At 33.8% G+C, this 13,931-nt stretch carries 11 protein-coding genes; 9 read left to right on the forward strand and 2 right to left on the reverse strand.

The genetic code is table 11. The features are described 5' to 3' along the window. Nucleotides 1-177: 177 nt before the first annotated feature. Complete coding sequence (locus tag Q4566_RS03745; RefSeq protein WP_303418385.1) at nucleotides 178-1,530, forward strand: response regulator; 1,353 nt, start codon at nucleotides 178-180, stop codon at nucleotides 1,528-1,530. Nucleotides 1,531-1,554: 24 nt separating this feature from the next. Here Q4566_RS03745 and Q4566_RS03750 read toward each other — a convergent pair whose 3' ends face one another. Both Q4566_RS03750 and Q4566_RS03755 read right to left on the reverse strand, forming a co-directional pair. Next, nucleotides 1,555-1,935: a RidA family protein gene (locus Q4566_RS03750; protein ID WP_303418387.1), complete on the reverse strand. Its 381-nt coding sequence runs from the start codon at nucleotides 1,933-1,935 to the stop codon at nucleotides 1,555-1,557. 54 nt (nucleotides 1,936-1,989) lie between these two features. Further along, complete coding sequence (locus tag Q4566_RS03755) at nucleotides 1,990-4,761, reverse strand: putative LPS assembly protein LptD (protein ID WP_303418389.1); 2,772 nt, start codon at nucleotides 4,759-4,761, stop codon at nucleotides 1,990-1,992. 200 nt (nucleotides 4,762-4,961) lie between these two features. On the opposite strand from Q4566_RS03755, the gene Q4566_RS03760 reads away from it, so the two are divergent. From Q4566_RS03760 to Q4566_RS03795, 8 genes are all read left to right on the forward strand, one after another. Further along, on the forward strand, nucleotides 4,962-6,092 hold the full coding sequence (locus Q4566_RS03760) for an N-acetylmuramoyl-L-alanine amidase (RefSeq protein WP_303418390.1): 1,131 nt from the start codon (nucleotides 4,962-4,964) through the stop codon (nucleotides 6,090-6,092). A gap of 51 nt (nucleotides 6,093-6,143) precedes the next feature. Then, on the forward strand, nucleotides 6,144-7,079 hold the full coding sequence (locus Q4566_RS03765) for an MlaD family protein (RefSeq protein WP_303418393.1): 936 nt from the start codon (nucleotides 6,144-6,146) through the stop codon (nucleotides 7,077-7,079). A 6-nt stretch (nucleotides 7,080-7,085) separates the two neighbouring features. Next, nucleotides 7,086-8,393, forward strand: coding sequence for a (Fe-S)-binding protein (locus Q4566_RS03770; protein WP_303418395.1), 1,308 nt, complete (start codon nucleotides 7,086-7,088; stop codon nucleotides 8,391-8,393). Nucleotides 8,394-8,586: 193 nt separating this feature from the next. Beyond that, nucleotides 8,587-9,378, forward strand: coding sequence for a (Fe-S)-binding protein (locus Q4566_RS03775; protein ID WP_303418397.1), 792 nt, complete (start codon nucleotides 8,587-8,589; stop codon nucleotides 9,376-9,378). Between the two features lie 43 nt (nucleotides 9,379-9,421). After that, on the forward strand, nucleotides 9,422-9,907 hold the full coding sequence (locus Q4566_RS03780) for an ABC transporter ATPase (RefSeq protein WP_303418399.1): 486 nt from the start codon (nucleotides 9,422-9,424) through the stop codon (nucleotides 9,905-9,907). 138 nt (nucleotides 9,908-10,045) lie between these two features. Beyond that, nucleotides 10,046-11,263 (forward strand): imelysin family protein, encoded by a 1,218-nt coding sequence (locus tag Q4566_RS03785; RefSeq protein ID WP_303418402.1) that lies wholly within the window; start codon nucleotides 10,046-10,048, stop codon nucleotides 11,261-11,263. A gap of 97 nt (nucleotides 11,264-11,360) precedes the next feature. After that, a complete protein-coding gene (locus Q4566_RS03790) occupies nucleotides 11,361-12,767 on the forward strand; it encodes a di-heme oxidoredictase family protein (RefSeq protein ID WP_303418404.1) in 1,407 nt (468 codons plus the stop codon). Nucleotide 12,768: 1 nt separating this feature from the next. Next, the gene (locus Q4566_RS03795; protein ID WP_303418406.1) at nucleotides 12,769-13,833 is read left to right on the forward strand and encodes an imelysin family protein; all 1,065 of its coding nucleotides are present in this window, start codon (nucleotides 12,769-12,771) and stop codon (nucleotides 13,831-13,833) included. Nucleotides 13,834-13,931: the final 98 nt, after the last annotated feature.

The raw sequence follows: 13,931 nt of genomic DNA on the forward strand, positions 1-13,931 counted from the left end.
GTATGAAGTTTTTTACCAAAACTAAAATTAACAAATTTTAGCATACATAGTCGATTTAATAGCCATAAATCGTTTTGTTAATTTGTAAATTATAGATATGTTTGTTAAAAGCCATGTTCTATGAGGGTAGCTCCAAAATTCTTGAAATCAATTAAAATTAGGTACAAACTATCGTTTATGATTTCATTAAGTATATTGTCTATTCTTATTATTGGATTTCTTTTTCTTGAGAAAAAAATATACATAGAAAGTGCTGCTGGAATTTTATTCGTAATTGCTGTTTTTCAAGTGTTCGGACTACAATATTTTTTTAAAAATCAATTAAAAAATGATGTTGTTAAATCTAACTTAGAATTTCGTGTTGATGAGTTAAAACGAAATTTAGATATTGCAGAAACAGTCGCCGATCAAAAATCTATTTATTTGGCTAATATGAGTTACGAAATTCGTACGCCATTAAGCACAGTTTTGGGGATGTTAAACATGTTGAAGGAGGCCAATTTAGAGTCTGACCAATTAGCCGAAGTTGAAATTGCTGAATACTCTTCCCTGCATATCTCTCAGTTGGTTAACATGATTGCCGATAATGCCGTAGTTGAACGTGGGAAATTTAAGTTAAACCTTAATGCAATCGATTTAAAAGCAGATTTGTTGAAGCTTTTAAAAGTATTCGAATTTCAAGCTTTAGAAAAGGGATTGGCTTTTGAATATAAATTTCTTTCGGAAAATGACGACAAGTTTTTGGTGGTAGCCGATTCTGCTAAAATTCAACAGGTATTAATTAACCTCATTAATAATGCCATTAAGTTTACGAATTCGGGAAAGGTTACTGTTACTATTGATCAAACTATCGGAGCAGACGATAGTCTTTTTTTAACGTTTTATATTAAAGACACAGGTGTTGGTATGAGTCACGACGAAGTGAAATTCTTATTCAATAACAAAAACGATTTATCAAAATCTAATTTATTACGTGATTATAGAGGTGGGGGCATCGGACTTTCAGTTTCGCATAAGCTTGTGGAGCTTATGGGAGGAGAATTAAAAATAGAAAGTAAAGAGAATGAAGGTTCTACATTTTATTTTAGTTTACAGCTAAAAAAGACTTTAAACATTAAAAGTGACTTGGCAGAACCTAAGCCTATTATTTTAAACAAGCTAAATGTTCTAGTAGCTGAAGATAATAGAACAAATCAAAAGGTTATAAAAGCGCTTTTGGAACGACAAGGTGCCGATTGTACTTTTGTTAAAAATGGTTTAGAGGCGGTAGAGTTGTATAAAATTTTAGATTTCGATTTAATCTTCATGGATATTTACATGCCTGATATGGATGGTTATGAAGCAACAAGGCTCATAAAATCTACGAACAAATATGCCCAAAAAAACACACCTATCATCGCGGTTTCCGCAAGTGCTTTTGAGGAGGACATTATAAAGGCTAAGGAAGCCGGTATAGATGATTTTTTGGCCAAACCTATTGAAGTTATTAAACTAAAAGAATTATTAATCAGTTATTCAAATCTAAATTAGATAACTCAATTTATTGCACTACTGCTATTTGACTGCAATAACGCTAATTTCGACGTTAACGTCTTTTGGTAAACGAGCCACCTGTACTGTTTCACGGGCTGGAGCAATTTGATCATCAAAATAACTTCCGTAAACTTCATTTATTTTTTGAAAGTCATTCATATTACTTATAAATATTGAAGACTTAATGACGTTTGAAAAATTCATGTCAGCGGCTTTTAAAATAGCAGCAACATTTTTCATAACCTGTTCTGTTTCAGATTTTATATCATCTAATACAAGTGCTCCAGAAGTTGGGTTAATAGCAATTTGACCAGAAGTATATAATGTATTTCCCGTTAAAATAGCTTGATTATAAGGGCCTATAGGAGCAGGTGCGTTTGGAGTTGTAATAATAGTTTTCATATAGATGTTTTTAAAACAGTTAGGGAACGAATTCAAACAATATAATTTAACGTATTATAGGTTGATATCCGGTTGTCTACGTTTTTCGTATTTAAGATCTTGTAAGATACTCGATTTAATTCCAATAAAGAAATTCCATGATTTATAATCCCCAAAAGGTGTCCAGCTAAAATTCATACGCCAGCTTAATAAATCACGTTCAAAACGCAGTTGCGTTGGAGTGAATCCTAAGTTTTTGAAATCATAACCAGAAGATGCCCCAATAGTCCATTTGTCTGTTAACTGAATATCTCCAGAAAACATTAAGGAATGTGATGATATTTCATTTTGCCTTTGCGAATTGGAGTAGTTTACTGCGTATGCAAGCCTTAAGCTCCAAGGTATTTTATGACGATAAAATTCTGAGGGTTCCTTTTCTTCATCTTCATTATCATTAGACTTTTGTTTAGTAGCAAAATCTTCAGAAACACCGAATAAATCATCATCACGACCGCCGCCACGTAAATTTTCATCTATATTTTTATCCGTTAAACCATCTTCAGCGGCGCTTCTGCCTTTGTTGGAAAGCGACCAGCTAGCAGTTAAATTACCGCTTGTTAGTCTAAATAAGCTGCCTCCATTATCAATATTGAATTTTTCAATTCTTTTATTGTTGTTATCTAAAGCATAAGGGTCTAAAGTTGCGCCAAAGTTAATGCTAAGTTGATTTTTAAAGAGTTGCGTACCACCACTCATACGTACTGGACTCCATTTTAGAGAATCTCCTGCAACATTATAGGAGGTTGAGAAGTTTAAGTTATTTAGTAATACAACCTTTTTCGCTTCAGTAGCCGTACTGTCTTTATCACGTACCTTAGCTTCTAAATTATTAGAAAGCGTTAACCCTACAGCACTTGAAAAGGTTTTATTGGGCTGTCCAAAAATACTGTTTTCAAATCGGGTATATTCAACGTCTGCACTTGTGTTTCCATCGGCATCAACAACTTCATAAGTATCATAATATTGGTCAAAAGATGGGTTAATGTTATAGCTTATCGATGGTCTCATTACATGCCTAATAGCCTTAATTTTGCGATCTTCGCCTTCCTTTTCAAAATTAAACATACCATAAACAGTTGTTCCCATACTGGTGCTAAAGTTATAGGTTCTAAACGAGTCAAACCCATTTACATCTTCTTCAACTTCCTCTTCATTAACTGAATCGTAGTATTTGTTTACGGTTTTAAAAGTCCAAACCTCATTATAACTAGAACCAGCACTTAAACTAAAATATTTAAATAGTTTGAAATTGGTTGTTAAAGGTATGGTATGTTGAAAACCAGCTCTTGCTTCATCCCACATTTCTTTTTTGAAGAATAAAGAATCTGTTGTTTCAATTCTATTTTCACCTCGTAAATTGTACTGTAAGTTAATGTTTTGAATGATACCTTTCTTTGATCCTGATTTTGAGGCAAACGGATACATTCTACCTACACTTCCTTGAAAGGTTGGTAAAGTCATATTTATAACTTCTGTTTGCGAATTTTGGGAATGCGTGGCAGTTACACTATAATTTACTTGCGGCTCACCTTGGAAGGTTTTTGAATATGAAACTGAAGAGGATAATGTGTTGTTTAAACGATTACTTACGTTAACTTGATTATTTGATATTTGGTAATACTGACTACTACCTAAGTTAACAGAAGCTGAAAATCGAGAGCTAGGGTTGGCTTTAGAGTCTTGACTGTGCGACCAACGTAAGTTATAAATTGTACTACTTGCGTAATCAGGAAAACCACGTTCGCTTGAAATTATATTTTCATATCGAAAGCCAAAATTACCTCTATATCTATAGCGTTTCGCATAACTGCTTTCTAACCGAACCGCATAACTTCCATTCGTATAATAATCTCCTAAAACAGTTAAATCGATATAATCACTCACTGCGAAATAGTACCCCCCGTTTTGTAAAAAGTACCCTCGATCACTTTGTTCACCAAAAGTAGGAATGATAACACCAGAAGTTTGCTTGTTACTTTGAGGAAAGAAACCAAATGGTAAGCCTACAGGGGTTGGTACATCATATATAAAGATATTGGCTAAGCCAGTAATGATCTTTTTTCCAGGTACTATTTTAGCCTTTCTTAATTTAATGTAATAATCTGGATCTTCAAGATCTTGAGCTGTTGTGTATTTAGCGTCTTTCACAAAATAAACAGAATCGTTTTCCTTTTTTGTGATTTTAGAGATAACGGTTCCTTCACCTTGTTCGGTCTTGGAGTTATAAATAAGCGCTTTTTTCGATTTAGTGTTAAAAAGAATAGAATCTGGTTCAACAACATTACTACCCTGAGTAAACACTGGTTTTTGTGTATAACCACCTAGAGAATCGGTAATACCTTTAGCGTAAACGGTGTTTTTTACATAGTCGATTGTGATATCGCCTGCCGTAATGTTCATGTCTCCATAAACAATTTTAGCATCATTATACAGATATAATTTATGCTCTTTTTGGTTGAATTTAGAGTAATCTTCAGCGTGATAATTTACGATGTGTTCTAAAAAATCTTTTTTAGGTTTAATAGAATCTGTAAAGGTAGAGTCTTGGGCTTTTTCAGAAAGTTCGGTTGTAGCAAGGCTATCAATAGACACGACGGTGGTATCTCTTTCAGCAGGATCGATAACTTTACGGTCAATTTTTTGTTCCTTTTTAGGGATGTCTTGAGCGAAGCTAAACGTGTTGATAAACACTGTAAAACTTAGTGCAAAAAGTATTTTAAAGTTGTTTGTACGCAACGCTTTTAAATGTATTTTTGTAACGGAATGGCTCGGTTTTTGAAAAGCCAAAATTACATATATTTTTTTGGGATTGATTTAATTATCAATAAAAATTAAAAATTAAAAAAGGTTCTCAATTCGATTGAGCAATAAATTTAGATTTTTAATTGTTTAAGTCTAAATAAAAGACCTTGTATTTGAGTTTATTAGATATTAAATTATTATTCATTTATATGTTGTTGCCAGTTAGTAAAAATAGGATTTATCAGATGAAAACGCATAAAATATTACATTTCGTATTAATTATAATGGGATTAACATGTGCATCGTTTGTACGTGCAGATAACGAACAACCTAATAAAAAGTTTGTCGTTGTTCTAGATGCAGGACATGGTGGTCATGACCCTGGTAATATGGGGAATGGATTTAAAGAAAAAGAGATTGCTTTAAAGGTGGTACTTAGGGTAGGCGAGTTATTAGAGAAGAATCCAAATATTAAGGTTATTTACACAAGAAAGAGCGATAAATTTATCGATTTGTTTGTTCGCGGAAAAATAGCAAACGAAGCCAATGCCGATTTATTTGTATCGGTACACTGTAATGCTCATGGATCTTCAGCGCATGGAACGGAAACTTTTGTGTTAGGAACACACAGGAATAACACAAATTTTGAAGTAGCGAAGAAGGAAAACTCTGTGATTTTTATGGAGGAGGATTATGAAAAAAATTATGCTGGATTTGATCCAAATTCTCCAGAATCGGTGATGAGTATTTTATTAAGTCAAGAGGAGTATTTAGACCAAAGCATCATGCTGGCTAGTCTTATTCAAAAGGCCTTCACTAATACTTTACAAAGAAAAGATCGCGGGGTGAAGCAAGCTGGATTCATTGTATTACATCAAACAGTGATGCCTAGTGTATTGGTTGAAACCGGTTTTTTGAGTTATAAAAAAGAAGGCGCCTATTTGAATTCATCTAAAGGACAACAACAAATTTCGGAAGCAATATTTAATGCTATATTAGAATATAAAAAAGGTCTAGATAAAAGTGTACATGGTTATTTGCCGGTAGAAAATGTAATTGAAGAAGTATCTTCGCAAACCATAGAAAATAAAGAAATACCTATAATTGATTCAAGTATTGTATTTAAAGTACAAATTGCGGCGAGTTCTAAGTTTATTGAAAATCAGCCCTATAATTTTAATGGTCTGCATTCAGTTTCAAGTATAAAAACAGCAGGTTTATATAAGTATTATTATGGTAACACATCTAGTTACGAGGAAGTTAAAGGTTTTGAATCTGAAGCGAAGAAAAACGGATACCCATCTAGTTTTATTGTAGCATTTAAAGATGGAAACAAAATACCCTTAGGAGATGCTTTAAAATCAATAGGTAATTAGAGCTGTTCTTCATAAATATATACTAAATTTGTTGCACCAAATACATTAATTTTGAAGATATCAAGAGAAGTAAAAACAGCCATACTGGTAATCGTAGGAATCATCCTTTTCATTTTTGGATTCAACTTTTTAAAAGGAAATAATCTACTCGATTCCTCAAAAACTTATTATACCGAGTTTAAAAACGTTGAAGGTTTAGCCCCGTCAACTCCAGTAACCATTAGTGGTTTAAATGTTGGTAAAGTTTCAGATATCACTTTCAAAAATGATGGATCAGGAAAACTGGTTACAGAAATTTTAATTGAAAGCGATTTTGAGTTTTCAAAAAATAGTACTGCCGAACTTTATGATACAGGACTTCTTGGAGGAAAAGCCGTTGCTATAATTCCAGCCTTTGATGGTGCTGAAACTGCCGAAAGCGGTACTTTTCTAAAAAGCCGTGTAAAAGAGGGTATGATTGATTTGGTGGGCGAAAAGTTAGAACCTATTCAAGAACAAGCGAAAAAGATGATTACCAATATGAATGTATTAATTGGTAGTTTAAATGAAGTTTTGAATCCTGAAGCTAAAGAAAGTCTTAAAACAAGTATCGCAGAGCTAAGTCAAACGATGAACGCTTTAAAAAAGACTTCACAATCTTTAAATCAAATCGTATCTGGTAACCAAGAACATCTAGATAACGTTTTAAGTAACGCTGATGAAATCACGACTAATTTGTCTGGTGTAAGTAAATCGCTTGCAGATTCTGATATTGTAGGTAGTCTAGAATCTACTTTAGGGAATTTCAATTTGTTGGTGATGAATTTGCAAAACGGACAAGGTACAATGGGGAAATTATTAAAAGATGAGACCTTATATAATAACCTTGAAGCAGCAACAAGTGAGTTAGAGGACCTTATTAGGGATATTAAACTACACCCAAACAGGTATACTAGAATCTTATCTAAAAAAGAAATTCCATACGAAGAAAACGAAGAATCTAACTAATTTCATATGCAGTATTTGCCAAATATAATATTCGCGATTGCCCTTATTTTGGGGTTTGGATATTTTGCGAAAAATGTAAAAAAGCTCATCCGCAATATAAAATTAGGCCAGGATGTAGATGTTAGCGATAACAAGTCCGAACGTTTTAAAAACATGGCGCGCATTGCTTTAGGGCAAAGTAAAATGGTGCGTCGTCCAGTTTCCGGTTTTCTACATGTTATTGTTTACGTAGGTTTTATTATCATAAATATTGAAGTTTTAGAAATTATTATCGATGGCCTTTTTGGTACACATCGTATATTTTCATCTTTAGGAGCAACTTATGGCTTTTTAATTGGCTTTTTTGAAATTCTAGCGGTGTTGGTTTTTGTTTCTGTTACCATTTTTTGGATTCGAAGAAACGTTATAAAAGTGGCACGCTTCTGGAAAAGCGAAATGACCAGTTGGCCAAAAAACGACGGGAATTTTATCTTGTATTTTGAAATGGTACTTATGACTTTATTCTTGGTCATGAATGCTACCGATGTGCATTTTCAAGCCATGAATTCAGGAAATGTTATTAGTCAATTTATAGCGCCATTATTCAACGGGCTCCCAGAAACAACTTTACACTTTATCGAAAGAGGTGCCTGGTGGTTGCATATTTTAGGAATATTAGTATTCTTAAACTACCTATATTTTTCAAAGCATCTGCATATTTTACTAGCGTTTCCAAATACCTATTACGGAAAAATAAAACCTAAAGGTCAATTTAATAACCTTGAAGCGGTTACTAAGGAAGTGAAAATGATGATGGATCCAAATGCCGATCCGTTTGCTGCCCCAGAAGAAGGTGCCGACGACGAAGAACCTGCTAAATTTGGAGCCAGCGATGTTCAAGATTTGAATTGGGTACAATTATTAAGTGCTTATACCTGTACTGAATGCGGTCGTTGTACATCGGCATGTCCTGCAAATTTAACAGGAAAAAAATTGTCGCCTCGAAAAATCATGATGGATACCAGAGACCGTCTAGAAGAAGTTGGTAAAAATATCGATGCCAATAATGGTGAATTTAAAGATGACGGTAAACAGTTATTAGGCGATTACATCACTAATGAAGAGCTTTGGGCATGTACCACATGTAACGCTTGTGTAGAAGAGTGTCCTGTAAGTATCGATCCGTTGTCAATTATTTTAGAAATGCGTCGTTACTTGGTTATGGAGCAATCGGCAGCCCCAACAGAACTCAATAATATGATGACAAATATTGAGAACAATGGAGCGCCTTGGCCATATAATCAAATGGATCGATTAAATTGGACGAAAGAATAAATAAAAAATTGTTTAGGGCGCCTGCCTGACGGTAGGCAGGTTACCCGAAAAGGGTCGGGCTTTCCGCTATATCTTTTTTGCTTCTCATGGCAAAAAAGGATGCCGCTACAATCCCTAACGCAAAAGCCAACATAAAATAATATTCCTACAAAGTTTTAAAAATAGTAGGTGTTAAACTTTTAAAATCAAGAAGATGAGCGATTTACTCAAAGTGCCAACCATGGAAGAATACATGGCTCAAGGAAAACAACCAGAAATATTATTTTGGGTGGGTTCTGCGGGTAGTTTTGATGATAGAGCTAAAAAAATAACAAAAGCCTTTGTTAAAATTCTAAATACAGCCAATGTAGATTTTGCTGTACTCGGAACAGAGGAGAGTAGTACAGGCGATATCGCTAAACGTGCTGGGAATGAGTTTTTATTCCAAATGCAAGCCGTTACCAATATTGAGATTTTAAATGCTTACGAGGTTAAGAAAATAGTAACCTGCGATCCGCATTCATTCAACTGTTTAAAAAATGAATATCCAGAGTTGGGCGGACAATATGAAGTCATACATCACACACAGTTTATAAATGATCTTATAGCCTCTGGACGCTTAAAAGTAGATGGTGATTTATACAAAGGAAAGAAAATCACATTTCATGATCCCTGTTATTTAGGTCGTGCGAATAACGAATATGATGCGCCAAGAAACGTTTTAAAGGAAACGAAGGCAGATATTGTAGAAATGAAAAGGCACAAACGTACAGCCCTATGCTGTGGAGCCGGCGGAGCACAAATGTTCAAAGAACCCGAAAAAGGAGATATGGATGTTAATGTGCTTAGAACTGAAGATGCTTTGGAAACCAAACCAAACATTATAGCAACCGGTTGTCCATATTGTAATACCATGATGACCGATGGTGTTAAGGCAAAAGAAAAAGAAAATGACGTACAAGTTTTGGATATTGCAGAACTTATCGCAAATGCCCAAGGTTTGTAGTTTCAGAAGTTAAAAAAATAGTAAACGTAATTATTCATATACCATGTTAGTAGATTTCAACACATTACCAGAAGAATCTCGAGTTTGGATTTATCAAGCCAACCGTTCGTTTTCAGAGCAAGAACTTGAAGAAATTCAAGAAAAATTAAATACGTTTATCGAAAATTGGACGGCTCACGGAAGTGATCTACACGCTGGTTATACTATTAAATATAAACGTTTTATCGTATTAGGACTTGATCAGGGAGTCGCTAAAGCAACAGGTTGTTCTGTTGATAGTTCTGTGCATTTTATTCAGCAACTGGAAAAAGATTACAATGTGGATCTTATGGATAAAATGAACGTATCCTATAAGCAAGGGGAGTACGTAGCTTATAAAACACTTACCGATTTTAGAAAAATGGCCAAAGATAAAGCGGTTTCAAAAAACACTATTGTTTTCAATAATTTAGTAGCCACAGTTGCAGAATTTAATGAAAACTGGGAAGTTCCGGCTAGCGAAAGCTGGCATGCGCGCTTTGTGAAATAGTGAGATCTTCTCCTTCTGCCATTTTCAACAAGTCATTTTAACTTTTTATTAAGATTTATTCTAAATAAGTTTTGTTTTCTCACAAAAGAAAATATATTTGCACCTCTATTTATAAGAAGTCTAAATAAAAACAAACAAATGAAACTTATTTCAACCAAACTATTTTACATTTTAATTCTAGTTCTTTTTGTATCGTCATGTTCTAGTGATGATGATATGTCTGATAGTTCAGATAATGCTAAGAAATCAGAATTTATAGAAACTTACGCCAAAATTGCTTCTGCTAATTATGCAGATACTTACAATACCGCAGTAACTATGAAGGCTAAAATTGATGCCTTCCTTGCTGCACCAAGTGCTTCAACTTTAGAAGAAGCTAGAGATTCATGGTTATATGCTAGAGATTTTTATGGTCAAACAGAAGCTTATAGAGAAGCTGATGGCCCTATTGATAATGAAGATTTATTAGGAACAGAAGGACAAATTAACGCATGGCCATTAGACGAAAGTTTTATTGATTATGTTTCTGATGGTGCAGGAGGAACTGTGCAAAATGGCTTAATTGGTGATACTAGCTTTGAGTTGACCGAAGAAAACATCATTAATAAAAACGAATCTGGAAAAGACGATAACATTTCAACAGGGTGGCACGCCATTGAGTTCTTACTTTGGGGACAAGATTTAAACTACGATCCAGTTAGTGATAGTTATGATAACTATTCAGTTTCTGGAGACAGACCATTTACAGATTACACCACTGATACTTTTTCTGAAAGAAGAAAAACTTACTTACAAATTGTAACAGATTTATTAGTAAAGGATTTAAAAGATTTAAACGAAACATGGGAAACAGGTGGTTCTTACCGCGTTGCTTTTGAAAACTTAAACGAAGATGAAGCGCTAACAAATATATTAAATGGTATCGGGTTTATTTCTAACGGCGAAGTGGCGGCAGAAAGAATTTACCCTGCTATTGATGAAGGGCAAGAGAATGAGCATTCTTGTTTTTCAGATAACACCAACCAAGATATGTGGGCTAATGTTAACGGTATTAATAACATTATCGTTGGAAGTTATACTACAGAAAGTGGCTCTAAAGTATCAGGTGTATCTTTAATCGATCTTACTTATGAAGAAAACACTGAGGTGGCTACTGATTTAGAAAATAAAGCAAAAGAAACAATTTCTAAATTGAATACTTTACTTGGTTTAGATAAGAATTTCGATGAAATTATTAGTGAAGAAAGCTTAGGTTCTTCTGGGCCTGCAGGTCAATTAGCAGAAGCTTTAATAGCACAAAGTAAAGAAATTGCTGAAGCCGCTAATACTTTAGGTGTTTCTATTACTATAAACTAGAAATTATACAATCAAATTTTTTTATAAAATTTAAAAAACTGAAGTCAACATGTGTGGCTTCAGTTTTTAGGTTTAAATATTTTACCAAAAAAAACTTATGAAATACGCACTTTGTATTTTATTTCTAACCGTATTTTCTTGTCAATCAGATGAGTTTTCGGAACAAGATTATATTGATGCTACATACGAATTAGATGAAGAAAATTTAGTTTCTCATTTATCAATAGAAGGTTATACGGCGGATAAAGCTTTTGGAAGAGGAATTCCAGGCTTATCAGATTTAGAACTTTCTTTTTTCGGCATTGGAAACGCCATGTTCGATCAAAGTTGGGTGTCTTCACCTGCTACAACAACTTCCAGGGATGGCTTAGGGCCGATTTTTAACGCAAGAGCCTGTAGTGGCTGTCATTTAAGAGATGGTAGAGGTAAACCACTTCTAGAAAATGGTGCAGATTCCGAAGGATTTTTAATTCGGTTAAGTCATGGAAATAATCAAATTACAGGACCAATTTCATTGTTTAATTATGGCGGACAATTACAAGATGATGCTAACTTAGGTATAAATAATGAAGGTCAAATACAGGTTGATTTTAAAATTATTACTGGTGAATATCCAGATGGCACTACTTATGAATTAAGAGCACCTAAATACAGCATTGTTAATGAAAATTACGGAAGTCTTGGTAATGTAGAACAATCACCAAGAGTTGGTCAGCAAGTGATTGGTTTGGGGTTTATTGATGCTTTAAGTGAAGCTAGTATTTTGGCAAATGAAGACATTAATGATGCTGATGGCGATGGCATTTCAGGGAAAGCTAATTATGTTTTTAATGTAAAGCAAAATAAAAATACGATAGGGAAATTTGGATGGAAAGCAAATCAACCAACGCTCGAGCAGCAAGTGGCAGGAGCACTTCATGGTGATATGGGGCTTACAACAAGCATTTTTCCTGATGAAAATTGTCCTGATGGCATAGATTGTTCCACCTTATATAATGGTGTAAATGATGGTGACACGGTAGAGGTTCCAGACGAACAGTTTAGTAGACTTATGCTATATCAAGCAGCGATATCTGTACCTAAACGTAGAGATTTTAAAAATGCAGATGTTTTAAAAGGAAAGGAATTATTTTCTGATTTAGCCTGTGTATCCTGTCACGTCAATAACTTCACAACCAGTGAATATCCTTTATTACCACAAATAGACGATGTGAAAATTCGTCCGTATTCAGACTTTTTATTACATGATATGGGGGATGCTTTAGCTGATAATCGTAGTGATTTCTTAGCAAACGGAAATGAATGGCGTACACAACCACTTTGGGGATTAGGTATGATTGAACTCGTAAATGGTCATACTTTTCTATTACACGATGGTAGAGCGCGAACTATTGAAGAAGCTATTTTATGGCATGGAGGAGAGGCCGAACAGTCGAAGAAGGACTTCATTAATTTATCTAAAGAAGAACGTCAGCAAATATTAAGTTTTTTAAATTCTTTATAGTATGAGAAAGTGTATTTTAAGTTTATTGTTATTAGCCGTAGCCTTTACATCTTGTGATAAAGACGATTCAGTTACGAAACCTATCGAAACACTGCATGAAGATTATTATAGTAAAAATATTGAACCCGCTATAAGTAATTTTAAAATTGAAATTGAAAAACAAATTGAACTTTCAGAAGCCTTTAAAACAGACCCTTCTGATTCAAATTTCAATAAATTACAAAAGCAATGGTTTATTAGTGCCAAAGCTTTTTCAAAAACACGTGCTTATAATGTAGTGGCTGTTAAAGCTAAATATTTTGATCTTCACATTCATAATTTCCCAATAAACCCAGATCAAATTGAAAGTAATATTGAAGAAAATGGAGTTTATGATACCGCTTATTTATCTTCAAAAAGTACGGTTTCTAAAGGTTTAGGAGCTATTGAGTATCTTTTGTATAATAATCAAGATTCAGATGCAGCCTTGTTGTTACTTCAAAATGATGCTTTCAGAATAGATTATATGTTAGGGGTTTCTAAAGAAATTTTGAGACAAGCAGATTTATTAATCAGTTTTTGGGAAGATGGTTATAAAGAGACTTTTTTAAATGCCCGAAATGTGTCATGTGTAGAAAATGCACGCTGTCTTGCTTTTAATCAGTTGATAAACGTAATAGATGTAATACGCGTTACAAAGGTTGGTAAACCTTCAGGACTTGAAAATAGTAATAATGCCTCATTAGAATCTTTGGAAGCCTATAGAAGCGGAAGTTCATTGGCACTTTTACGAAGCGCTTTAAAAGAAGTGCAGTATGCTTATACGTTGAGTGATGCTAATTTCGCTAATATTATTGAGGATATTTCAGATTCTAATGCATTGACAAACGAAACAAATAATGCTTTTCAAGCTGTTTTTATGAATATCGACTCAATAGATACAAGTTTGTATGTAGCTATTTCAAATGATAATCCAAACGTTGAGTTACTTTATAATTCTCTATTCGATTTGGTGAAATATTTCTCTGTAGATGCAGCCAGTATCTTGTCTGTAACCGTTTTACCAACTGATAACGACGGTGATTAATTAATCCGTTATATTCTTATACTTTAAAATTCTATATAAAGAAGTTTGTATTGATAGGTCATGCTTTACAAACTTCTTTATAAATCTATCTTAAAGTC

Source organism: Tamlana sp. 2_MG-2023 (assembly GCF_030548465.1).
GTDB lineage: Bacteria > Bacteroidota > Bacteroidia > Flavobacteriales > Flavobacteriaceae > Pseudotamlana.